20 protein-coding genes and 1 pseudogene are annotated in these 23599 nt (G+C 71.6%); 10 read left to right on the top strand and 11 right to left on the bottom strand.

Going from position 1 to position 23599, the window contains the following annotated elements:
• Positions 1-17 precede the first annotated feature (17 nt).
• Positions 18-1079, bottom strand: coding sequence for a M4 family metallopeptidase (locus G3I77_RS01555; RefSeq protein WP_248500577.1), 1062 nt, complete (start codon positions 1077-1079; stop codon positions 18-20).
• Between the two features lie 321 nt (positions 1080-1400).
• On the opposite strand from G3I77_RS01555, the gene leuA reads away from it, so the two are divergent.
• The 5 genes from leuA (at position 1401) to G3I77_RS01580 (ending at position 8227) form a co-directional block, all read left to right on the top strand.
• Positions 1401-3122: a 2-isopropylmalate synthase gene (leuA, locus tag G3I77_RS01560; RefSeq protein ID WP_248500578.1), complete on the top strand. Its 1722-nt coding sequence runs from the start codon at positions 1401-1403 to the stop codon at positions 3120-3122.
• A gap of 211 nt (positions 3123-3333) precedes the next feature.
• Positions 3334-4029, top strand: coding sequence for a TerB family tellurite resistance protein (locus G3I77_RS01565; protein ID WP_248500579.1), 696 nt, complete (start codon positions 3334-3336; stop codon positions 4027-4029).
• A gap of 153 nt (positions 4030-4182) precedes the next feature.
• The gene (locus G3I77_RS01570; RefSeq protein WP_248500580.1) at positions 4183-6276 is read left to right on the top strand and encodes an MMPL family transporter; all 2094 of its coding nucleotides are present in this window, start codon (positions 4183-4185) and stop codon (positions 6274-6276) included.
• Positions 6277-6326: 50 nt separating this feature from the next.
• Positions 6327-7568 carry a sensor histidine kinase gene (locus G3I77_RS01575; protein ID WP_248500581.1) on the top strand — a complete coding sequence of 414 codons (1242 nt, stop codon included), beginning with the start codon at positions 6327-6329 and terminating at the stop codon, positions 7566-7568.
• Positions 7565-8227: a response regulator transcription factor gene (locus G3I77_RS01580; RefSeq protein ID WP_248500582.1), complete on the top strand. Its 663-nt coding sequence runs from the start codon at positions 7565-7567 to the stop codon at positions 8225-8227. The genes G3I77_RS01575 and G3I77_RS01580 overlap by 4 nt, the downstream gene beginning before the upstream one ends.
• A gap of 14 nt (positions 8228-8241) precedes the next feature.
• Here G3I77_RS01580 and G3I77_RS01585 read toward each other — a convergent pair whose 3' ends face one another.
• Genes G3I77_RS01585 through G3I77_RS01605 form a run of 5 tightly spaced genes read right to left on the bottom strand, consistent with a single transcriptional unit; the run spans position 8242 to position 14758 of the window.
• The gene (locus G3I77_RS01585; protein WP_248500583.1) at positions 8242-9174 is read right to left on the bottom strand and encodes a dihydrodipicolinate synthase family protein; all 933 of its coding nucleotides are present in this window, start codon (positions 9172-9174) and stop codon (positions 8242-8244) included.
• Positions 9171-10190, bottom strand: coding sequence for an ABC transporter ATP-binding protein (locus tag G3I77_RS01590; RefSeq protein WP_248500584.1), 1020 nt, complete (start codon positions 10188-10190; stop codon positions 9171-9173). Before G3I77_RS01590 ends, G3I77_RS01585 begins: the two co-directional genes overlap by 4 nt.
• The gene (locus tag G3I77_RS01595; RefSeq protein WP_248500585.1) at positions 10187-12154 is read right to left on the bottom strand and encodes a dipeptide/oligopeptide/nickel ABC transporter permease/ATP-binding protein; all 1968 of its coding nucleotides are present in this window, start codon (positions 12152-12154) and stop codon (positions 10187-10189) included. The genes G3I77_RS01590 and G3I77_RS01595 overlap by 4 nt, the downstream gene beginning before the upstream one ends.
• Positions 12155-12162: 8 nt before the next feature.
• Positions 12163-13125, bottom strand: a complete 963-nt coding sequence (locus G3I77_RS01600) for an ABC transporter permease (protein WP_248500586.1) — start codon at positions 13123-13125, stop codon at positions 12163-12165.
• Positions 13126-13129: 4 nt separating this feature from the next.
• Entirely contained in the window at positions 13130-14758 is a 1629-nt protein-coding gene (locus G3I77_RS01605) for an ABC transporter substrate-binding protein (protein ID WP_248500587.1), read from the bottom strand.
• Positions 14759-14958: 200 nt separating this feature from the next.
• On the opposite strand from G3I77_RS01605, the pseudogene G3I77_RS01610 reads away from it, so the two are divergent.
• Together G3I77_RS01610 and G3I77_RS01615 are read left to right on the top strand one after the other, a co-directional pair.
• Positions 14959-15585, top strand: a pseudogene (locus tag G3I77_RS01610) (FadR/GntR family transcriptional regulator); the annotation flags it as partial.
• 40 nt (positions 15586-15625) lie between these two features.
• Entirely contained in the window at positions 15626-16063 is a 438-nt protein-coding gene (locus G3I77_RS01615) for a protein phosphatase (protein WP_248500588.1), read from the top strand.
• Between the two features lie 24 nt (positions 16064-16087).
• Here the strand turns inward: G3I77_RS01615 and G3I77_RS01620 are convergent, their stop codons facing one another.
• The gene (locus tag G3I77_RS01620) at positions 16088-17563 is read right to left on the bottom strand and encodes an alpha/beta hydrolase (protein WP_248500589.1); all 1476 of its coding nucleotides are present in this window, start codon (positions 17561-17563) and stop codon (positions 16088-16090) included.
• A 502-nt stretch (positions 17564-18065) separates the two neighbouring features.
• Between G3I77_RS01620 and G3I77_RS01630 the strand changes: the two genes are divergently transcribed.
• The 3 genes from G3I77_RS01630 to G3I77_RS01640 are packed head-to-tail and all read left to right on the top strand — an operon-like array spanning position 18066 to position 19953.
• A complete protein-coding gene (locus G3I77_RS01630) occupies positions 18066-18281 on the top strand; it encodes a hypothetical protein (RefSeq protein WP_248500591.1) in 216 nt (71 codons plus the stop codon).
• 35 nt (positions 18282-18316) lie between these two features.
• Complete coding sequence (gene recO / locus G3I77_RS01635) at positions 18317-19063, top strand: DNA repair protein RecO (RefSeq protein ID WP_248500592.1); 747 nt, start codon at positions 18317-18319, stop codon at positions 19061-19063.
• A gap of 56 nt (positions 19064-19119) precedes the next feature.
• Positions 19120-19953 carry an isoprenyl transferase gene (locus tag G3I77_RS01640; RefSeq protein WP_248500593.1) on the top strand — a complete coding sequence of 278 codons (834 nt, stop codon included), beginning with the start codon at positions 19120-19122 and terminating at the stop codon, positions 19951-19953.
• Positions 19954-20336: 383 nt separating this feature from the next.
• Here G3I77_RS01640 and G3I77_RS01645 read toward each other — a convergent pair whose 3' ends face one another.
• The 4 genes from G3I77_RS01645 to G3I77_RS01660 are packed head-to-tail and all read right to left on the bottom strand — an operon-like array spanning position 20337 to position 23464.
• A complete protein-coding gene (locus tag G3I77_RS01645) occupies positions 20337-20756 on the bottom strand; it encodes a Fur family transcriptional regulator (protein ID WP_248500594.1) in 420 nt (139 codons plus the stop codon).
• Between the two features lie 58 nt (positions 20757-20814).
• Positions 20815-21720 carry a metal ABC transporter permease gene (locus tag G3I77_RS01650; protein ID WP_248500595.1) on the bottom strand — a complete coding sequence of 302 codons (906 nt, stop codon included), beginning with the start codon at positions 21718-21720 and terminating at the stop codon, positions 20815-20817.
• Entirely contained in the window at positions 21720-22487 is a 768-nt protein-coding gene (locus G3I77_RS01655; protein ID WP_248500596.1) for a metal ABC transporter ATP-binding protein, read from the bottom strand. The genes G3I77_RS01650 and G3I77_RS01655 overlap by 1 nt, the downstream gene beginning before the upstream one ends.
• A gap of 20 nt (positions 22488-22507) precedes the next feature.
• On the bottom strand, positions 22508-23464 hold the full coding sequence (locus G3I77_RS01660; RefSeq protein ID WP_248500597.1) for a metal ABC transporter solute-binding protein, Zn/Mn family: 957 nt from the start codon (positions 23462-23464) through the stop codon (positions 22508-22510).
• Positions 23465-23599 lie beyond the last annotated feature (135 nt).

A 23599-nucleotide genomic window follows, 5' to 3' on the forward strand; every position in this document is an offset into this window, starting at 1 on the left:
ACCTGTCTAGTACGGAACTACAGGGTCCGCACCCCGACCTGCTCCCAGGCCTTCGACACGGCGTCCAGCTCCTCCCCCTCGCCGAACCGCTCCCGGGCGGCCTTGACGGTGAGCGTCGCGAAGTCGGTGAACATCGCCTGCTGCCCCAGCTCGCCCCCGGTCAGCACGTCGTACCAGACCTGCCCGGCCCGCTCCCAGGCGTGGCCGCCGAGGGCCTTGGCCGCGAGGTAGAAGGCGTGGTTCGGGATGCCCGAGTTGATGTGGACACCACCGTTGTCGCGGCCGGTGCGGACGAAGTCGTCCATCGTCGCCGGCTGCGGGTCCTTGCCGAGGACGTCGTCGTCGTACGCCGTGCCCGGCTCCTTCATGGAGCGCAGCGCCGTGCCCGTCACCCGTGGGGCGAGCAGGCCCGCGCCGATCAGCCAGTCGGCCTCGGCGGCGGTCTGGCCGAGGGTGTACTGCTTGATCAGGGCGCCGAAGACGTCCGACAGGGACTCGTTGAGCGCGCCGGGCTGGCCGAAGTAGGTGAGGTTGGCCGTGTACTGCGTGACGCCGTGCGCGAGTTCGTGGCCGATGACGTCGATCGGGATGGTGAAGTCGAGGAAGATCTCGCCGTCCCCGTCGCCGAAGACCATCTGCTCGCCGTTCCAGAAGGCGTTGTTGTAGTCGCGGTCGTAGTGCACCGTCGCGTTCAGCGGGAGGCCGTTCCCGTCGATCGAGTCGCGCCGGTAGGCGTGGAGGAACAGCTCGAAGGTGGCGCCGAGACCCGCGTAGGCGCGGTTGACGGTGGCGTCCTTGCCGGGCTTGTCGCCCTCCCCGCGGGCCTTGTGGCCGGGCAGGTCGGTACCGTGCCGGGCGTCGTGGACGGTGCGCAGCGGCTTGCCGTCGGCGCCCGCGGCGGCGGCGGTCGCGCCGATGACCGTGGTGAGGCGGCGCTGGGTGCGCTCGAAGGCGTCGCGCTGCAGGGTGCGGCGGGCGGGACCGGCGAGCGCGGGGTCCTCGGCCTGGGCGAGCTTGTCGAGGACATGAGGCGGAACGATGGTGCAGAAGACGGGCTCGAAGCCCCCGTGAGTCGTCATGCCCGGCACCCTTGCACTGCGTGACGAAACTGTCACTAGTAGCCACCATGATTGGTGAAATACGGGGACAAGCGCCCTCACGCTCCGTGGCGAAGTGGTATAGCGCACTTTTTGTCCCGTATGTGCGTCGAATCCCGCATACTGATACGACCCCACGCGCCGGGAGAGGCTCGGCTAGCATGCTGCGCATCATGCGTTTCGGGCTGCTTCTCCTTAGCTGCCGCGGCGAGGGCCTGTAGTCGAGGCCGACTCCCTCCCCGCGGAGCTTGGTGCTGCGTCGTCGGCCGTCCTTCCGGACACCCTCTGAGGAGCCCCCGCATCATGGCGAACCGCCAGCAGCCCAGTTCCATGCCGATCCACAAGTACGGCCGCTACGAGCAGGTCGACATCCCGGACCGCACCTGGCCGCGGAACCGCGTCACCACCGCCCCCCGCTGGCTCTCCACCGACCTGCGTGACGGCAACCAGGCCCTGATCGACCCCATGTCGCCGGCTCGCAAGCGCGCCATGTTCGACCTGCTGGTCACGATGGGCTACAAGGAGATCGAGGTCGGCTTCCCGGCCTCCGGCCAGACCGACTTCGACTTCGTACGCTCCATCATCGAGGAGCCCGGGGCCATCCCCGACGACGTCACCATCTCCGTACTGACCCAGGCCCGCGAGGACCTGATCGAGCGCACGGTGGAGTCCCTGAAGGGCGCCAAGCGCGCCACGGTCCACCTGTACAACGCCACGGCCCCGGTCTTCCGCCGGGTCGTCTTCCGCGGCTCCAAGGACGACATCAAGCAGATCGCCGTCGACGGCACGCAGCTGGTCATGGAGTACGCGGAGAAGCTGCTGGGCCCGGAGACGGAATTCGGCTACCAGTACTCGCCCGAGATCTTCACCGACACCGAGCTGGACTTCGCGCTGGAGGTCTGCGAGGCGGTCATGGACGTCTGGCAGCCCGGCCCGGGCCGCGAGATCATCCTGAACCTGCCGGCGACCGTCGAGCGCTCCACGCCCTCCACGCACGCCGACCGCTTCGAGTGGATGGGCCGCAACCTCTCCCGCCGCGAGCACGTCTGCCTGTCGATCCACCCCCACAACGACCGCGGCACCGCCGTCGCCGCCGCCGAGCTGGCCCTGATGGCCGGCGCCGACCGCGTCGAGGGCTGCCTGTTCGGGCAGGGCGAGCGCACCGGCAACGTCGACCTGGTCACCCTGGGCATGAACCTCTTCTCCCAGGGCGTCGACCCGCAGATCGACTTCTCCGACATCGACGAGATCCGTCGTACGTGGGAGTACTGCAACCAGATGGACGTCCACCCGCGCCACCCGTACGTGGGCGACCTGGTCTACACGTCCTTCTCCGGCTCCCACCAGGACGCCATCAAGAAGGGCTTCGACGCCATGGAGGCCGACGCGGCCGCCAAGGGCGTCACCGTCGACGACATCGAGTGGGCCGTCCCCTACCTGCCGATCGACCCCAAGGACGTCGGCCGCTCCTACGAGGCGGTCATCCGGGTCAACTCGCAGTCCGGCAAGGGCGGTATCGCCTACGTCCTGAAGAACGACCACAAGCTGGAACTGCCGCGCCGGATGCAGATCGAGTTCTCGAAGATCATCCAGGCCAAGACGGACGCCGAGGGCGGCGAGGTCACGCCGAAGGACATCTGGGGGGCCTTCGAGGACGAGTACCTGCCCAACCCCGAGAACCCGTGGGGCCGGATCCAGGTCAAGAACAACCAGTCGACGACCGACACCGACGGCGTGGACACGCTGAAGGTGGAGGCCACCGTCGACGGCCAGGACACCGTCCTGACCGGTTCGGGCAACGGTCCGATCTCGGCCTTCTTCGACGCCCTGCAGTCCGTCGGCATCGACGTACGCCTGCTGGACTACCAGGAGCACACGATGAGCGAGGGCGCCTCTGCACAGGCCGCCTCCTACATCGAATGCGCGATCGACGACAAGGTCCTGTGGGGGATCGGAATCGACGCGAACACGACGCGGGCCTCGCTGAAGGCGGTCGTCTCGGCCGTCAACCGCGCGGCTCGCTGACCAGCCGTACGGGTCTGCGGCCACGGGCCGCTCAGAGATGCCACAGGGGCTCCGTCCGCCGATGTCCGGCGGGTGGAGCCCCGTCGTATACCGGCCATTTGCTGTGGAGGTCACGGAAAGGTCTCCTCCGGGGTGCTGACTCCTCGTCTCTGATGTGGCTAACATCACGCAAGCGCGGCGACGTTGCCGTGCGGCGTGACGGAGGTGCGACGTGCTGCCAGGACGGGGACGAAAGGGCCATGCCGCCAGGCTTTCTCGCATCCTGGGCACCCGTACCGCGTGGACGGCCGCCGGTGACGGGGAGTTCTTCTGCCCCGGCTGCGGCGGCGACCGCAACTACCAGCGGCTGACGGGACAACGCCGCTTCACCCTGCTCGGCCTGCCCGTGCTGCCGCGCGGCGAGACCGGCCCGGTCGTGGAGTGCGCGGCCTGCCGCCGCCACTTCGGCACGGACGTCCTCGACCACCCGACCACCACCCGCTTCTCCGCGATGCTCCGCGACGCCGTGCACACCGTCGCACTCGCGGTGCTGGCGGCCGGCGGCGCCGGGTCCCGTTCGGCCCTGGAGGCCGCCGTGCTCGCCGTGCGCGCGGCCGGCTTCGACGACTGCACCGAGGAGCAGCTGGCCGCCCTCGTCGAGGCGCTGGAGGCGGACACCGGCCGGATCACCGGCGAACCCTGCGGCGCGGGGCTGGCCATAGAGCTGCACGAGGCGCTGGACCCGCTCGCCCCGCACCTCGCCACCGTCGGCCGCGAATCGATCCTGCTGCAAGGGGCCCGCATCGCCCTGGCGGACGGGCCCTACACCCCGGCCGAGCGGGATGTGCTGGCGACGGTGGGGGCGGCGCTCACGATCTGCTCCGACGACGTGACCCGGCTGCTGGCGGCGGCGCGCACGCCGTCGTAGGGCACACCCCCGCGCTACTCCCCGGGGAGTACTGCGGGGCCCGGACCGCCCCCCGCAGTAGCCTCCGACTCGCCCTCACGCCCGACGAACCGGCCCCCGCCCGGCGGGAGTCTGGAGACCGTTCCAGACACCCGACCGGAGGGAGCCGGACACATGGGGGCCGTAAGGACGCGTACCGGGCGGAAGCGGGCCGTGCCCTGGGTGGTGGTCGGGCTGTGGCTCGCCGCGCTCGTGCTGGTCGGGCCGCTCGCGGGCAAGTTCGCCGACATCCAGCAGAACCGCGCGGTCGACTACCTGCCCGAGGGCGCCGACTCGACCCAGGTGGCACGGATCCAGGACGAGTTGCCGGGCGGTGAGTCGACCGACCTGGTGCTCGTCTACCACCGGGACGGCCGCCTGACCGACGCCGACCGGCGCACCGCCGACGAGCAGATCACCGAGGTGAGCGGCGCCTGGGACCTGGCGGGGGAGCCACGGGGCATCCCGTCGAAGGACGGCTCCACCCTGATGTACCCGGTCTCCAGCACCCAGCCGGGCCAGGACGAGGAGGCCCGGGACGCCTTCGTCGACGGGGTCCGGGACATCGCCGACGGCGGCGGCGGGCTCAGCGTCGAGGTCGGCGGGCCCGGGGCGCTGAACACCGACATGAACAAGGTGTTCGGGACGCTCGACGCCACGCTGCTGCTCGCCACGCTCGGCGTCGTCACCGTGCTGCTCATCCTCATCTACCGCAGCCCCTTCCTGTGGCTGGTGCCGCTCGCCGTGGCGGGGGTCGCCGCCACCGTGTCGATGGCCGCCGGGTACGGGCTGCACGAACTGTTCGACGTCACCGTCACCGGGCAGAGCGGCGGCGTGATGACCGTGCTGGTCCTCGGCGCCGGCACCGACTACGCCCTGCTGATCGTCTCCCGCTACCGCGAGGAACTGCGGCGCCACGAGCGGCCGTACGACGCCATGCGCACCGCGCTGCGCGGCTGCGGACCGGCCGTCCTCGCCTCCTCGGGGACCGTCGCGGCCGGGCTGCTGTGCCTGCTCGCCGCGGACCTCAACAGCAGCCGGGGCATGGGACCGGTCGGCATGGTCGGGGTGCTCGCCGCCTTGGTCGCCATGACGACGCTGCTGCCGGCGGTTCTGGTGCTGCTGGGGCGGCGGGTCTTCTGGCCGCTGATCCCGGCGTTCGGGAGCGAGCCGAAGGCCCGGCGGTCGCTGTTCGCCGCCATGGGCACCTCGGCGACGCGGCGCCCCGCCACCGTGCTCGCGGGCGGGGCCGTGCTGCTCGGCGCCCTCGCGCTCGGCACGCTCAACCTGTCCGGCAGCCTGAAGCAGGAGGACTTCTTCACCGAGCGGCCCGAGTCCATCACGGCGATGCAGACGCTGGCGCGGGAGTATCCCGAGCGGAGCAGCCGGCCCGTGACGGTCATCGCGCCCGAGGAGCGGGCCGAGGCGGCTGCCGAGCGGGCCCGCAGGACCGAGGGCGTGGCCGAGGTGGCGTCCGGACGCAGTGGCTCGGGCTGGACCGAGATCGCCGTCTTCACCACCGCGGCCCCCGAGTCCCCGGCCGAGACCCGCACCATCGAGGCGCTGCGGACCGGGCTCGATTCCGCGGGCGCGTACGTCGGTGGGCCCAGTGCCCAGCAGATCGATCTGGCCGACAGCGAGTCGCGGGACCGGAAGGTGATCGTGCCGCTGGTGCTCGGGGCCGTGTTCGTCATCCTGGTCGGGCTGTTGCGCAGCCTCGTCGCGCCGCTGCTGTTGCTGGCGGCGGTGGTGGCGGTCTGGTGCGCCGCGCTCGGGATCGGCGGGCTGGTGTTCGAGCCGGTGTTCGGGTTCGCCGGGAACGATCCGGGGCTCGGGCTGCTGTCCTTCGTGTTCCTGGTCGCCCTCGGTGTCGACTACGGCATCTTCCTGATGCACCGGATGCGCGAGGAGTCCGTGCGCGGCGCCGAGCCGGAGGCGGCGGCGCTCACCGCGCTGCGGACGACCGGCGGGGTCATCGCCTCGGCGGGAGTGGTGCTCGCGGCGACGTTCGCGGTGCTGACCACGCTGCCCATGGTGGGGCTGGTCGAGCTCGGGTTCGTGATCGCGGTCGGGGTGCTGCTCGATACGTTCCTGGTGCGGACGTACCTGGTGACCACGGCGAGTGTGCTGTTGCGGCGCCGGGTGTGGTGGCCGGGGAAGCTCTCGCGGGCGCCCGAGCGGACGCTCCCGCCGGAGGAGCGGGAGCCCGTCGCCGCGAACGCCCCCTGACCGACCGACGGCGCCCCTCCCCTCCCGGAGGGGCGCCTTCCTGGCCGAGGATGATGCCCGTGCAGGCACCCACCACACCATCGGCGACATGGTCGCGGCCCGCTGAGCGGGTCATGGCCGTGATCAATCGGGACCCCTTGACCGCCCCGCACGCCCTCCGCAACGACGCGCTGCTCGCCGTTGTGACGGCCGCGCTCGCCGTCGCGCTCGCGCTGCTCGTCGGCGACGGGCGCAGGCCCGACGCGCTCGGCTGGGTCCTGCTGCTCGTCTCCCACGTGCCGCTGGTGTGGCGCCGCCGCCGTCCGGTGCTCGTCCTGCTCGCCGTGGTGGCCTGCGTCTTCCCCTACCACTTCCTCGGCTACACGCACACCGCGGCCACCCAGGCCGCCTACGTCGCCCTCTACACCGTCGCCGTCACCGGCCGGGCGCTGCGCACCGTCCTGGTCGGCATCGGCGTCATCACCCTGGCGGTGGGCGTGATGCTCACCATCAGCGCCCACGAGGCGCTGGGGCTGCTGAGGGCATCCGGCTGGGTCGTCGCCGTGCTCTTCCTCGGCGTCGACGTGCGCGTCTACCGCCGGTACGTCGCCTCGATCGTGGAGCGCGCCGAACGCGCCGAACGCACCCGCGAGGAGGAGGCCCGGCGGCGGGTCGCCGAGGAGCGGCTGCGGATCGCCCGGGACCTGCACGACCTGCTCGCCCACAGCATCACCCTCATCGGCGTGCAGACCTCCGTCGCCGCCCATGTGCTGTCCGCCGACCCGGAGCGGCTCGACCGGGAGGCGGTGGCCAAGGCCCTCGACGACATCGCCGAGACCTGCCGCAGCGCCCGCGGCGAACTCCGTACGACCCTGGAGGTGCTGCGCGAGCACGGCCCGCCGGAGGCCCGCGGACCGCTGCCCGGCCTCGACGGGCTGCCCGACCTGACCGAGGCCGCGCGCCTGGCCGGAGCCCGGGTCGAGCAGACCGTACGGATACGGCAGGCACCGCCCGCCGTCGGCGCCGCCGCCTACCGCATCGTGCAGGAGGCCCTGACGAACGCGGTACGGCACGCCGGGCCCGAGCCCGCCGTGCGGGTGGAGCTGGAGGAGCGGCAGGGCGTCCTGCACCTGTCGGTCCGCGACGACGGCACCGGTCCGGCCCCGGGCGGCACTCCGGGCTTCGGGCTCGTCGGGATGCGTGAGCGGGCCCGCAGCGTCGGTGGCACACTCGACGCCGGACCGCGCACCGGGGGCGGATTCGAGGTGACCGCGGCTCTGCCGCTGACCACGACGGGGGAGAGGACCGGATGACCGTACGGGTGCTGCTCGCGGACGACCAGACCCTGGTGCGGGAGGCGTTCGCGATGCTCGTGGAGTCGGCCCGGGACATGGAGGTCGTCGGCCAGGCCGCCACCGGCCGGCAAGCCGTCGAACTGGCCCGCAGCGCACGCGCCGACCTCGTGGTGATGGACATCCGCATGCCCGACCTGGACGGCATCGAGGCGACCCGGCTCATCGCGGCCGACGAGGATCTCGCGGGCGTACGGGTGCTCGTTCTCACCACGTACGACACCGACGAGAACATCGTCGACGCCCTGCGCGCCGGTGCCTCCGGGTTCCTGGTGAAGGACACCAGGCCGGCCGAACTCCTCGACGCCATCCGCACGGTCGCGGCCGGCGAGGCCCTGCTGTCGCCCGGGCCCACGGCACGGCTGATCGAGCGGTTCCTGCGCAGCCCCACCGCCCCGGAGACGGGCGGGCCCGAGTGCCTGTCCGGCCGGGAGCGGGAGGTGCTCGCGCTGGTCGCGCGCGGCCTCAACAACACGGAGATCGCCGACGCGTTGGGCCTGAGCCCGCTCACCGCCAAGACCCACGTCAGCCGCATCATGGGCAAGCTGGCGGCACGGGACCGGGCGCAACTGGTCATCGTCGCCTACGAGTCGGGGATGGTGACGCCGGGGAGCGCCTGAAGGGCGGGTGGGCTTCAGAGCAGCCCAGCCGCCGCCAGGTACTTGCCGACCTGCTCCACCTCGTCCGGCGACAGCGGGATCTGCGGCTGTGCCGTCGCCGGGCGGTCGATCACGCCGCGCAGGTGCAGGGCGGCCTTGAAGGCGCCGATCGCCGAGGAGTTCGGGCCCATCCGGGCCGGGTCGCCGACGGTCACCATGCCGAACAGCGCGCACAGGCGCTCCTGTTCGGCGCGGGCCTCGTCCCAGTCCCCGGCGCGGCACAGGCGGTCCAGGCGGACGTAGCCGTGCGGGTCGACGTTGCCGAGGCCCGGCACCGTGCCGTCCGCGCCGATCGCGAGGGCCGCGTCGACGATCAGCTCGGAGCCGGTCAGCACGCTGAAGCCGGTGATGCCCCGGCGCTCCCGGGCGCCGGTCACGACCTGGCGGAAGGCGGCGAGGTCGCCGCTGGAGTCCTTGAGCCCGGCCAGGACACCGTCGGCGGCCAGCTCCAGGACCACGTCGGCCGGCAGCTTCGTGTGGACGGCGACGGGAAGGTCGTAGGCGATGACCGGGACCGGGCTCGCGGCGGCGACCGCGCGGTAGTGGCGGGCGATCTCCGCCGGGTGGGTGCGGGTGTAGAACGGGGCGGTGACGACGACCGCGTCCGCACCCGCCGCCGTCACCGACGCGACATGGTCCAGGACCCGGGGCGTCGTCATGTCGATCGCCCCGGCCAGCACCGGGAGCTGCCCGCCCACATGGCCCGCGACCGACTCGACGACCAGCCTGCGCTGCCGGTCCGGCAGATGGGCGGCCTCCGAGGTCGAGCCGAGCACGAACAGTCCGTGCACCCCGCCGGCCACCAGATGGTCGACGAGCCTGAGCAACGACGGGACGTCCACCTCGCCGTCCGGTGTCAGGGGCGTGCAGACGGGCGGGATGACACCGGTCAGCGGGGCGAAGGTCATGGAGCCTCCATCGGGTCGCGTCGGCGGACGAGGTCGCGGGTCGACTCGTCCTCCTGGACAGGATGGTGGCAGCGGAAGCGGTGCGCGGGCGCCGACGCGGCGGAGAAGTCCGGCATCTCCTGCGCACACGTCGCGTCCGCCTTCCAGCAGCGGGTGCGGAACGGGCAGCCGCTCGGCGGGCGGGTCGCCGACGGCACCGGGCCGACCAGCGGGATCGGGTCGATCGGGTCGAGCAGGCCGGGCGTGGCGGAGAACAGGGCGCGGGTGTACGGGTGCCGGGCCCGGTCGGTGACCAGAGCGGCCGGGGACTCCTCCACGATCCGGCCCAGGTACATGGTGATCACACGGTCGCTCATCCGCCGCACCGTCTGGATGTCGTGCGAGACGAACACCAGGGCCAGGCCGAGGCGTTCCCTCAGATCCAGCAGCAGATTGAGGATCTGGGCCCGGACCGACACGTCCAGGGCGCTGGTCGGCTCGTCCGCCACGACCAGGTCCGGGTCCAGCGCCAACGCCCGGGCGATCGCGACCCGCTGGCGCTGCCCGCCCGACAGCTGGGCCGGCACGGCGTCGGCGAGGGCCCGGGGGAGACCTACGAGGGACATCAACTCGCGCACCCTGTCCTCACGTTGGGCCTTCGTACCCCGGTCGTGCACGTCCAGCGGGTCCCGCAGGATCTGCCGGACGGTCAGGCGGCGGTTCAGGGCCGTCGACGGGTCCTGGAAGATCATGCCGGTGCTGCCGCCGACGGCCCGGCGGCGTGCGGCGGGCGGCATCGCCCACAGGTCCCTGCCCCGGAACGACACCGTCCCCCGGGTCGGCGCCTGCACCCCGACCAGCACCTTCGCCAGCGTCGACTTGCCGCAGCCGGACTCGCCGACCACGCCGACGGTCTCGCCGGGCGCGATCGCCAGGTCCGCACCGGTCAGGGCGTACACGCGGTCACGGGTGAAGAGGCCGCCGCTGCGGGCCTTGTGGACGACGTGTGTGCCGGAGAGCTCCACCAGGGCGTTCATGTCACGACCTCCGAGGTGACCAGGTCGATCGCGGGGTGGTGGCAGGCCGCCGTGTGCGTCGGCGTGCCCAGCAGGCCGGGGGGTGTCGTACGGCAGACCCCGCTCACGCGCGGGCACCGGTCGGCGAAGCGGCACCCCGCCGGGAAGTCGGCCGGGGACGGCACGACGCCCCTGATCTGTGTCATCCGCTCCTGCGCCGACTCCAGCGACAGCACGCTGCCGAGCAGCCCGCGGGTGTAGTGGTGGGCCGGGTGCTCCACCAGGTCGGCGGTCACCCCGCTCTCCACGATCTGCCCGCCGTACATCACCACCACCCGGTCGGTGACGTCCGCGACCAGCGCCAGATCGTGCGAGACGAGGATCAGCGCGAAGCCGAGCTCCTCGCGCAGCCGCAGCAGCAGCTCTATGACCTGCGCCTGCACGGTCACGTCGAGGGCGGTCGTCGGCTCGTCGGCGACGATCAGCTTCGGGTCGCGGGACAGCGCCATGGCGATCAGGACGCGCTGCCGCTGCCCGCCGGACAGCTCGTGCGGGTAGCTGCGCAGGGTGCGTTCGGCGTCGAGTCCGACCATCGTCAGCAGCTCGGCGGGACTGCGGTGCCCGCCGCGCCGGACGACCTGCCTCAGCTGGGCGCGGATCGTCATCGCCGGGTTCAGCGACGACAGCGCGTCCTGGTAGACCATCGCCATCTCGTGGCCGAGCAGCCTGCGGCGTACGCGCATCGGCTCGGCGAGCAGGTCCCGCTGGCGGAAACGGACCTGGCCGCGGATCCGCGCCCCCTTCGGCTGCAATCCCATGACCGCCAGCGCGGTGAGCGACTTGCCGCAGCCCGACTCGCCGACCAGCCCCAGCACCTCACCGGGATGGACCTCGAAGCTGATGCCGTCCACGATGTCCACGCCGTCGTGCCGCTGGTCGAAGCCGACGGCGAGGTTCTCCACCGCGAGCACCGGCTGCCCGTCCCGGGGCAGCCGGCGGGCCCGGGCCCGCAACCGCCGCGCCGCCTCCGCCAGACCGGGCAGCGGCACGATGTCCCCACTGCCGGGCTCCGGCGTCTGAAGCCGGTCCTCGTCGGGTGCGTCCACCTCCCGCGCCGACGGGGCCGCCCACGCGTCGGACACCCCCTCGGACAGAATGTTCAGCGCCAGTACCGTTATCAGCATCAGCAGCCCGGGGAACACCGTCGCCCACCAGCCGCCGGTCAGCACCATGTTCTTGCCGTCCGCGATGACACTGCCCCAGGACGGGTCGGGCGGCCGTACGCCCGCCCCGATGAAGGACAGCGACGCCTCGAAGACGACCGCCTCGGCGACCTGGACCGTGCAGAACACCAGCACCGGCGCGGCACAGTTGATCGCCACGTGCCGCAGCACGATGTGCGGTGTCCGCGCGCCGATCACCCGTTCCGCCGTCACATAGTCCTCGCCGTACTGGTCGAGGACGTTCGCCCGGACCACCCGCGCCACCGGCGGGGTGAACAGGAACGCGATCGCGCAGATCAGCACCGTGATGCCGCCGCCGAACACCGCCACCAGCACGGCGGCGAGCGCGATGCCCGGGAACGCCATCACGACGTCCAGGCAGCGCATCAGCGTCTCGTCGACCGCCTTGCGCGAGGTGGCCGCGATCGCCCCGAGCAGCGCGCCGGCCACCAGGGCGAGGCCGGTCGCGCCGAGCCCGATCGCGAGCGACCAGCGCGCCCCGTACATCAGCCGGCTGAGGATGTCCCGGCCGAGGCTGTCCTGGCCCATCCAGTGCCCGGCGGACGGATGCCCGGTGCCGTCGACGGGCGGCTGCTGGTCGAGCGGGTCGTGCGGGGCGAGGAGCGGCGCGAGCAGCGCCATCAGGACGACGACCGCCAGGAAGCAGACGGCGATCCTCGACAGCAGCGGCAGCCTGCGCCTGCCGCGCAGCCGGACGCCGGGCCGGGACAGCGCCTCGGCGAGGCCCTTCCGGGTCGTCATGCGGGCCATCATGAGGTCGCATCCCTCAGTCGCGGGTTGACCAGCAGGTACAGGACGTCGATGACGAGGTTCACGACGACGAACCCGGCCGCCGTGGTCAGGACGACGCCCTGGACCACGGCCGGGTCGCCGTTCTTCACGGCGTCGATCATCAGCTTGCCCATGCCGGGCAGCGAGAAGATCGTCTCGATGACGACCGCGCCGCCCAGCAGATAGCCGACGCGCAGTCCGAGCACGGTGAGCGGGTTGATGAGGGCGTTGCGCAGGACGTTCCGCCCGACCACCACCCGCGGCGGCAGCCCGCTCCCGATGGCCGTGCGCACGTAGTCCTTGTCCAGTTCCTCCACCACGGCCGTCCGTACGATCCGGGTCAGTTGCGCCGCCACCGGCAGCGACAGCGCGAAGGCCGGCAGGGTCATGGTCTTCAGCCAGCCGGTGAGGGAGTCCGCCGGGTTGATGTAGCCGCCCGTCGGGAACCAGCCCCGGTCGACCGCCAGATACTGGATCATCAGCAGCGCCAGCCAGAAGCCGGGCGCCGCGACACCGGTCAGCGACACGATCCGGATGATCTGGTCGGGCAGCCGGTCCCGGTAGATCGCCGCGGTCACGCCGCCCACCAGGGACAGCACGACCGCGATGCCCAGGCCGAGGAACGTCAGCTGGAGGGTGAGCGGCAGCGCGGTGGTGACCTGGTCGATCACCGGCGCCCGGGTCAGCGCGCTGGTGCCCAGGTCGCCGTGCAGCAGATCGGCGACGAAGCCGGCGTAGCGCACCGGCAGCGGATCCAGCAGGCCGTGTTCCGCACGGAAGTCGTGCAGTTGCCGCGGTGTCGGGTTGGCGCCCTGGAAGAACGCGGACGCCGGGTCGACGTCCGAGAACCGCATCACCAGGAACACGAACAGCACGATGCCGAGCGTCAGCGGCACGAGCAGGGCGACACGGCGGAGCAGGATCCGCGCGACGGCCGTCATGGCGCTAGGCCCACTTGGCCGTCAGGAGGTTGATGCCCGGGTACGGCTGTGCCCTTATCCCGCTGAGCCGCGCCGGGTCCCAGGCCGTCATCAGCTCGTTGTGGACGACCGGGTAGAGCACGGCCTGCTCGGCGACGACGTCGATGTAGTCCTGGACGATCGCCTTCTTCTTCGCCGGGTCGGGCTCCCGGGTGGCCCGGTCCATGTCCTTGAAGAGCTGCCTGGCGACCGGGTCGGCGGCCCAGCGGGTGTACTGCATCCAGAGGTTCTCGGGGCCGTAGTTGTAATGCATGATCAGGTCGGCGTCGAGGCCGAACTGGTTGGGGTTCGAGGCGGCGGCCACGACCTGGTAGTCCTGCTTCTGGTCCATCTTCGTGAAGACGGCCGTGGTCTCCTGCGGGGACAGGGTCGTCCGCACACCGATCGCGTCCCAGGACGCCTTGACGGTCGGCAGGCAGTCGACGATCCAGCTGACGTTCACGGCGAGGATCTCGATGCTCAGCCCTTCGACCCCGGCCTCCTTCAGCAGCGCCTTCGCCTTGTCGGGGTCGTGGTCGTACACGGTCCTCGCCCGGCGGTAGGACGGGTTGGCCTCGTCGAGGAAGGAACTGGAGGGCTTGCCGTGGCCCTTGAGCGCGACCTCCACCATCTTCTCGGTGTCGATGGCGTAGTGCAGGGCCTGGCGCACGCGCACGTCGTCGAACGGCTTGTGCTTGGTGTTGAACATCAGGAACAGGTTGTTCATCCCGGCCCCGCCGGCGACCGTCATGCCGCCGCTCTCCAACTGCCCGATGTTGGCGTACGGGATGTTGTCCGCGATCTGCGCGCCGGCGCTCGACCCCGAGATCCTGGCGACGCGGGGTGCCGCGTCCACGATCGTCAGCCAGTTCATCTTCCGGAAGGCGGGCTCGCGGGGGCCGTTGTAGCCGTCGAACGCCTCGAAGGTCGTGTTCGACTTCGGGTGGTGCGCGGTCTGCCGGTACGGTCCCGAGCCGATCGCCTTGCCCTTGATGGCGTCGTCCCAGCCCCCCGGCCGGGAGAACACGTGCCTCGGCATGATCTTGGCGAGCGTCAGCCGTGAAAGACCGTCCGGGAACGGGAACTTGAGCACCAGCTCGACGTTCTGCGCGTCGATCCTCCGGACCTCCTTCAGCCAGCTCGCGAAGAAGCCCTTGGCGAGGGTCTGGGTGTCCGGGTCGAGGATCCGCCGGAAGACGAACACCACGTCATCGGCGGTGACGGGCTTGCCGTCATGGAACGTGGCGCCCGGCCGCAGCGCGAACCTCCAGGACGTGCTGTCCGGATCCTCCGGCACCTCGGTCGCCAGCGCCGCGTACGGCTCCCGGGAGATCGGGTCCGTGTCCAGCAGGCCCTCGTAGATGTGGTGGTTGGCGGCCATACAGAACGCGGACGCCGTCTGCGTCGGATCCCAGCTGCCGTCGTTGCCGTAGCCGATCACCGCGGTGAGGGTCCGGCCCGGGCCACCGCCGGTGCCGGTGTCGTTGGTGGAGTCCGGCCCGGACGAGCAGGCCGACAGCGACGCGGAGACGGCGGCTGCCGCGCCCAGCGCGCCCGTGTACTTCAGGAACGACCGGCGGTGCAGCGCCGGCACGTCGGGGGTCACGTCGCGCACGGGTCCTCCAGCGAGGTCTGGGGGGAAAGGACTGGCAGAGGAGATACGACGTCCTACGTCCTGCGGTCAGCGCGACCATAGGAGGGGCCGTGAGGGCGGTCAAGGGATCGCACACGAATGGCGTATCCGCCGGAGGTCGGACCAATGGTGTCGTGAAGGGCGTGAGTTGACGGCCGATCAGGGCAGGTCCGGCACTGGGCCTCGGCGTCAGCCGCAACTCCGTCCGCGAGGCCCTCAAGGCCCTCCAGGCCCTCGACATCCTCGAGGTCGGACACGGCTACGGCACGTATGTCGGCCAGGCCTCCCTCACCCCGCTCGTCGACGGCCTGGCCTTCCGCACCCTGGCCCGCCACGACGACGGCCTGGCCTTCTGCACCCTGGCCCGCCACGACGACGACACCTGCGCCCTCGCCGAGATCCTCCAGGTCCGCGAGGCGCTGGAGGAGGGCCTGATCCGCCGGGTCGCCACGACGGCCACCGAAGCGGAACCGGACAAGCTGGAGGACGTGGTGACGCGCATGGAGGCCGCGCGCGGCACGGGTCGCTCCTTCCCCGAACTCGACCGCGAGTTCCACGAGGTCCTGTACGCGTCCCTGGGCAACGACCTCGTCCTCCAGCTCCTCGCCGCGTTCTGGACGGTCTGCCGCCCGGTCACCGGAGCCCGCGGCCGGCCCGACGACCCGCCCCCCGAGATCACGGTCCGCCGCCACCGCGACATCGTCACGGCCTTGCGTGCGCGGGACGTGGAGGGGGCGCGGCGGGCGATGGCGGTGCACTTCCGGGGCGTCGAGGCGCGGGCGGGGCAGGAGCCGCGGGGAGTGGGCTGAACCGGCCCCCTGCCGAGCGGACGCGGAGCATGATGAGGGCGTGAGCGAGCTGTGGAGCGAGAGCGACGCCGGCGTCCTGCGACTGCCGTCCGGCCGGCTGATCCGGGGCCGGGGCCTGCGCCACCCCCTGGACCCCGGCAAGCCCCAACCCTCCTACGCCGTCCACCTCCTCGGCAGGCGGCCGCCCGAGGTCCCCTGGGACTCCGCCTGGATCCGCTGGCCCGACTTCCGCCTTCCGGCGGATCCGGCGGCCGCCCGCGCCCTGCTGACCGGGGCGTGGGAACGGGCCGCCGGGGAGCGGGTGGAGATCGCCTGCGGAGGCGGCCGCGGCCGCACGGGCACGGCCCTGGCCTGCCTGGCGGTGCTGGACGGGGTGCCGGGGGAGGAGGCGGTGGCGTACGTCCGGCGGCATTACGACCGGCGGGCGGTGGAGACACCGTGGCAGCGGCGGTACGTGCGCCGGTTCGGCGAGGGATGAGCCTCTCCTTCGGCACCGCACCGTTCACTCGCAGTAGAGGTCGGAGGCGGGCCGTGTGCCGGTGGCCAGGAAACGGGAGACGGTCCGGTCGCCGCAGGCGTTGCCGTTGTCCAGATAGGCACCATGGCCGGTGGAGTTCACGGTGACCATGACGGCCCGGTCGCCGAGAGCTTGGCGGAGCTTGAGGGCGCCGCTGAGCGGGGTGGAGACATCCCGCTGGTTCTGCACGAGCAGGACGTTGGACGGTCCGCGGCCGGTGACCCGAACGGTCGGCTCCTTCGGCTCGAACGGCCAGGCGGCACACACCATCGGCCCGCGCGGCATGCCTGCGGTCAGCGGGTACGTCGCCCGGCTCTCGTCGACGCCCTTGTGGTACTCGGCGGCGGATCCGGGCCAGTCGACGTCGTTGCAGTTCGTGCCGACAGCGACCGCGGCGACGTTCTGCAGGACCGGCTCGGGCGGCGCCTCGGGCACGGGCGGCACGGTGCCCTTGCGGGCGGCCCGGATGGCCTTGGCCAGGGTCGGGTAGTCGTCGGGGTCGTAGAGGCTGGACAGCATGGTCTGGCGGAGGGCGTTGCCGTCGAACCGCGGGGGGACGGCGCCGGGCCAGGGGAGGGGCTCGCGGTCCAGCCGAGCGGCGAGCCGCAGGAAGCCGGACCGTACCTCGGCGGGCGTACGGGCGACCCGGTACGGATGGCCGGGCCGGGAGGCCCACCGGGCGAACTCGGGGAAGTTGTCCTCGACACCGACCTCGAAGGCGGCGAGCCAGTTGCGGGTCACACGGGTGTGGTCGGGGTCGTTGTTGCTGTCCAGCACGATGCGGTCGGTGCGGTGCGGGAACAACTGGCCGTAGACGGCGCCGACGTAGGTGCCGTACGAGACGCCCCACGCGGAGATCTTCTCCTCGCCGAGGGCGGCCCGGACACGGTCCAGGTCGCGTGCCTCGTTGGCGGTGCTGAGGTGCCGGATCAGCTCGCCGCCGTTACGGGCACAGGCCTCGGCGGTGCGCCGCGCGGTGGCCATGCTCTCGCCGATGGAACCGTCCGGGGCCGGCCAGGGCAGGAGCTTGGTCATGCCGAGGTCGGCGGGGTCGAGTGCGCAGTCGACGGCGGTGGAGGGCGCCATCCCGCGCGGCGCGAACCCGACGAGGTCGTAGGCGTCCCGGACCCGCTGCGGCAGCTTCTGCCCCTTGCCGGAGGGGTCGGCGAGACTGTCCCCGCCGGGGCCGCCCGGAATGAGTAACAGCGCACCCCGCCGCGCGGACGGCTTCTCACTGGGAATCCGGGAGACGGCGATCTGGATCTCCGGGCTGTCCGGGTCGGAATAGTCCATGGGGACGTCGAGCGTGGCGCATTGCTGTCTGGGGTCGAGGCCGGAGGCGGTGCACTTCGTCCAGTGGAGGCGCTCGGGTGTGGCGGCGGACGCCCCACCGGGCCCGGCGAATCCGAGCACCGCACCGGCGGCGGCGACCAGTGCCGCGTATGTCGTGATCTGCTTCATGCCGAGCAGCCTGGTCGACGTCGGCGGACGGCCACATCCGGGTAACCGCCCTATATCGCAGGGGGATTACCCCAGGAAGCCGCCGGGCCGACCCGCTCATCCCATACACCGGCGGCATCCCGTATTTCGCCGGACTGCTTCCTGCGCAACCGCTCGAAAATACCCCCGGTTTACGGCATCCCGTGCCGAACCCCTTTGTGCCGCAACGCAGTTGTAGGGCACAGACCCCTCCGAAGGGTAGTCGCGGAGCGTCACCACGGAGACGCGAAGAGTGAAACCGCGAAAGGAAGGGGAGCACGGTGGAGGCACGACACTCGGCGCTCTGCGTCGAAGAAGTGGAGGACGCGGTGAAAGAATTGCGGGCAGAACTCGCCAAGGCCGGAATTATCCAGCTCTCACTGGGGCTTGATCCGGTAAGTCTTGCGCGGGAAGCGCCCTGCCCGCTCGTCGAATCGGCCCGGTGTTCCGTGCGGACCGCCCGGCGGCTCGCGGCGGTGCCGCGATGAAGCCCCCGGTCGGCGCGTATGTCGTGGACACCCGTAACGGACGCATCGGCATCGTCATGGGGCATGAGGGGCCCTACGTGCAGCTGCGGCCGTACGGGGGCGGGAAGGAATGGGACGTGGACCCCGGTGCCGTCCGGCACGCCACCCCGGCCGAGCGGCTGAGCGCGGCGACGGCGTACGCCAACGCCCGCAGCAGGGGTGAGGTCCCTTGACCCGGGCGACCGGGTGACCCTGCCAGAATGGCTCCATGAGTCTGTTCCGCGACGACGGCATCGTGCTGCGCACCCAGAAACTGGGTGAGGCGGACCGGATCATCACGCTGCTCACACGCGGTCACGGGCGGGTACGCGCGGTGGCCCGGGGCGTGCGCCGGACGAAGTCGAAGTTCGGTGCCCGTCTCGAGCCGTTCTCCCACGTCGACGTGCAGTTCTTCGCCAAGGGCAGCGAGCTGGTCGGGCGCGGGCTGCCGCTGTGCACCCAGAGCGAGACCATCGCGCCGTACGGCGGCGGGATCGTCAGTGACTACACCCGGTACACGGCCGGGACCGTCATGCTGGAGACCGCCGAGCGGTTCACCGATCACGAGGGGGAGCCGGCCGTGCAGCAGTATCTGCTGCTCGTGGGCGGGCTGCGGACCCTCGCCCGGGGAGAGCACGCCCCGCACCTCGTGCTCGACGCCTTCCTGCTGCGCTCCCTCGCCGTCAACGGCTACGCCCCGAGCTTCACCGACTGCGCGAAGTGCGGGATGCCCGGGCCCAACCGGTTCTTCTCGGTCGCGTCGGGCGGTTCCGTCTGCGTGGACTGCCGCGTGCCCGGCAGCGTCGTACCCTCGCCCCAGGCCCTGGAACTCCTCGGCGCCCTGCTTACGGGAGACTGGGAGACCGCGGACGCGTGCGAGGCGCGGTACGTCCGCGAGGGCAGCGGGCTGGTGTCCGCGTATCTGCACTGGCACATGGAGCGCGGGCTGCGTTCCCTGCGTTACGTCGAGAAGTAGCGCGACGGCAGAGCAGCCGAGAAGCAAGCAAGCGAGCACGAGGAGACGAGAAACACATGGCCGTACGCCGGATCCTGGGGCGCCAGCGCCGGGAGTACAGGACGCCGGAGCCGCACCCGTCCGGCGCGCGGCCCCCGAAGCTCCCCGGGGAGCTCGTACCGCGGCATGTGGCGATCGTCATGGACGGCAACGGTCGCTGGGCCAAGGACCGGGGGCTGCCGCGTACCGAAGGGCACAAGGTCGGTGCCGAGCGCGTGCTGGACGTGCTCCAGGGGGCCATCGAGATGGGCGTGGGCGCGATCTCCCTGTACGCCTTCTCCACCGAGAACTGGAAGCGGTCTCCGGACGAGGTGCGCTTCCTGATGAACTTCAACCGGGACTTCATCCGCAAGACCCGGGACCAGCTCGACGAGCTGGGCATCCGGGTGCGCTGGGTGGGCCGTATGCCCAAGCTGTGGCGCTCGGTCGCCAAGGAACTCCAGGTCGCCCAGGAGCAGACCAAGGGGAACGACAAGCTCACGCTGTACTTCTGCATGAACTACGGCGGGCGGGCCGAGATCGCGGACGCGGCGCAGGCGCTGGCCGAGGACGTGAAGAGCGGCAGGCTCGACCCGTCCAAGGTCAACGAGAAGACCTTCGCGAAGTACCTGTACTACCCGGACATGCCGGACGTGGACCTGTTCCTGCGGCCCAGCGGCGAGCAGCGCACCTCCAACTACCTGATCTGGCAGAGCGCCTACGCCGAGATGGTCTTCCAGGACGTGCTGTGGCCGGACTTCGACCGGCGTGACCTCTGGCGGGCCTGCCTGGAGTTCGCCTCGCGGGACCGGCGCTTCGGCGGGGCCATCCCGAACGAGGAACTGCAGGCCATGGAGGGCAACCAGCAGTAACACGCCGGCGCCCGGCCGCCCCTCCGGTGGCAGCCGGGCCGCGGCTGGGTGATCTCCTCGGCCGGCGTCCGATCCTGCTGGCCGGCACCGGGCTGTTCGCCGCCGGCTGCGCACTCGCGCCGAGCCTCGGTCCACCAGCGTCATGGCCCTGGCCGGGGTTCGCCAGCGTGGCCACCCCAGCAGGTCGTCTCGCCCGCCCGCGCCGGAGAGGCCTCGGGCGTCGTCCTGCGCGTCGGCGGCGCAGTGATCCTGGCCTCCACCGCCCTGTCGCTGCTCGTGCGCAGGAGTTTTCTGACCTCAGGGGCGCGGGGAACTGCGCGAACAACCCCCGCACAGCCGCATCCGGCTACGCAACCTCACCCCACGGCGGGCAGCGAACCGGCTCAACCGCCGGAGGCCCCCGCACAGTCGGCGCACGTCCCGAAGATCTCCACCGTATGAGCCACGTTCACATATCCATGCTCCGCGGCGATGGACTCGGCCCACTTCTCCACGGCCGGGCCCTCGACCTCGACGGCCTTGCCGCAGCCGCGGCACACGAGGTGGTGGTGATGGTCGTCGGTGGAGCAGCGGCGGTAGACGGACTCGCCGTCGGCGGTGCGCAGGACGTCGACCTCACCGGCGTCGGCGAGGGACTGCAGGGTGCGGTAGACCGTGGTGAGCCCGACCGAGTCGCCCTTGTGCTTGAGCATGTCGTGCAGTTCCTGCGCGCTGCGGAACTCGTCGACCTCCTGCAGGGCCGCCGACACGGCGGCCCGCTGCCTGGTGGCGCGGCCCTTCACGGACGGTCCAGCGGTCGTCACCGTTGCCTCCTCACGTCTGCCTTGCCCGGGTCATTGTGCCAGCCCGGGGTGGGGGCGGTCAGACGCCGACTTCGTCGGCCGGCTCCCGGCGGCCCGGGATCGCGCACTCGGCGGGGTCGCCCGTCGTGCTCGCCGCCGCCGCCGCCGCGCGGGCGCGGCGGCGGGCCAGCGGGGCCGCGAGCCCCGTCAGCACGATGAACGCGCCGATGGTCAGCAGCACGATCGTCGCGCCGGGCGGCACGTCCTGGTAGTACGAGGTGACGGTGCCGCCGATCGTCACGCTCACGCCGATGGCCACGGCGATCGCGAAGGTGGCGGCGAAACTGCGGCCGATCTGCTGGGCGGCCGCGACCGGCACCACCATCAGCGCACTGACCAGCAGCAGCCCGACCACCCGCATCGCCACCGTCACCGTGACGGCCGCGGTGACCGCCGTCAGCAGGTTCAGGACGCGCACCGGCAGGCCCGTCACCCGGGCGAACTCCTCGTCCTGGCTGACCGCGAACAGCTGCCGCCGCAGGCCGAGGGTGACCAGGACGACGAAGGCGGCCAGGACGCAGATCGCCGTGACGTCCGAATCGGACACCGTCGACAGGGAGCCGAACAGGTACGACGTCAGGTTGGCGTTGGAGCCCGTCGGCGCGAGGTTGATGAACATCACACCGCCGGCCATGCCGCCGTAGAACAGCATCGCGAGGGCGATGTCGCCGCGGGTCTTGCCGTACCAGCGGATCAGCTCCATGAGGACCGCGCCGAGGACGGAGACGAGGGTCGCCATCCACACCGGGGACCAGGTCAGCAGGAAGCCGAGGCCGACGCCGGTCATCGCGACGTGGCCGATGCCGTCGCCCATCAGGGCCTGGCGGCGCTGGACCAGGTAGATGCCCACCGCGGGGGCCGTGATGCCGACCAGGACGGCGGCGAGCAGGGCCCGCTGCATGAAGGCGTAGTCGAGGAGGTCCATCAGCTCAGCAGTCCCGTGCGGATCGGTTCGGCGCCCGCCGGCGCGTGCGGGTGTACGTGGTCGTGCCCGGGCAGCGCGTGCTGTCCGACGGCCTTCGGGGGCGGGCCGTCGTGGACGACACAGCCGTCACGCAGGACGACCGCCCGGTCGATCAGCGGCTCCAGGGGGCCCAGTTCGTGCAGCACGAGCAGCACGGTGCTGCCCTGGGAGACCTGCTCGGTGAGGGTGTGCGCGAGGACCTCCTGGCTGGCCAGGTCGACGCCGGCCATCGGCTCGTCCATGATCAGCAGCTCGGGTTCGGAGGCCAGCGCGCGGGCGATCAGCACGCGCTGGTGCTGGCCGCCGGAGAGGGCGTCGACCGAGTCCTTGGCCCGGTCGGCCATGCCGACGAGCTCCAGGGCGCGTCCCACGGCCGCGCGGTCGGCCTTGCGCAGCACGCCGTAGCGGGCCCGGGACAGGCGGCCGGAGGAGACCACCTCGGTCACCGTGGCGGGCACGCCGCCGGCGGCCGTGGTGCGCTGCGGGACGTAGCCCACGCGGTGCCAGTCGCGGAAGCGCCTGCGGTCCGTGCCGAACAGCTCGATCTCGCCGGCGCCGGTCTGCACCTGGCCGATGATGCTGCGCACGGCCGTCGACTTGCCCGAGCCGTTCGCGCCGAGCAGGGCGACGACCTCACCGCGCTGCACGGTGAGGTCGATGCCGCGCAGCACGGGGCGCGAGCCCAGGTCCGCGCGGACGCCGCGCAGGGATACGACGGGCTCGGTCATGCCGTCCTCCGATGGGTCGGTCACTTCGCTCCCAGGGCCGTCCGCAGGGCCTTGAGGTTGGCTTCCATGACCTGGAAGTAGTCGTCGCCGCGGGACTTGTCGGTGATGCCCTCGATCGGGTCGAGGACGTCCGTCTTCAGGTTCGCGTCCCGGGCCAGGGTCTTCGCGGTCTTGTCGGAGACCAGTGTCTCGTAGAAGACGGTGGTGACGCCGTCGGCCTTGGCCTCCTGCTGGAGCTCGCGGACCCGGGCGCCGCTGGGCTCGCTCTCGGGGTCCATACCGGAGATGGCCTCCTGGGTGAGGCCGTAGCGCTCGGCGAGGTAGCCGAAGGCGGCGTGGTTGGTGAAGAAGACCTTGGTCTTGGTGTTCTTCAGGCCGTTCTCGAAGTCGCCGTTCAGGTCCTTCAGCTTCGTGACCAGGGCCTCGGTGTTCTTCTTGTAGTCCGCCGCGTGGTCCGGGTCGGCCTTCTCGAAGGCCTTGCCGACGCCCTGGGCGATCTCGGCGTACTTCACCGGGTCGAGCCAGACGTGCGGGTCGCGGCCGTGCTCCTCCTCCTCGGACTCTTCGGAGTGACCTTCCTCGCCCTCGTGGCTGTGGCCGCCGGTGCCGTGGTCCTCGAGGTGGGTCAGCGTGGCCGCGTCGATCTTGGTCTTGATGCCGGTCTGGCCGACGGCCTCGTCGACGGCGGGCTGGAGGCCCTTGAGGTAGAGCGCCGCGTCGGCCTCCTCCAGCTGCGCGCGCTGCTTGGTGCTGATCTCCAGGTCGTGCGGCTCCTGGCCGGGCTCGGTCAGGCTGGTGACGTTCGCGTGGTCGCCGCCGATCTGCTGGGCGAGGAACGCCATCGGGTAGAACGACGCGACGACGTCGAACTTGTCCGTGTTGCCCGTGGCCGCGCTGTCGCTGGAGCAGGCCGTCAGGGCGCCGAGGCCGAGAGCGGAGGCCAGGGCGGCGGGTATGAGGCGTCGTCGTACGTTCATGACACTCATTTTCAACAAATATGGAAACCGTTGTCAACAAACGGTCCGAGGGGCGGGACGGGAGGGGGGTGGCGGCCGCCCAGGGGGGAGCGATTTGATTGAAGGGGCGTCCCCGCCGGTAACCTGAATCATTCG

It is taken from the genome of Streptomyces sp. D2-8, from assembly GCF_023184515.1.
Taxonomy (GTDB): domain Bacteria; phylum Actinomycetota; class Actinomycetes; order Streptomycetales; family Streptomycetaceae; genus Streptomyces.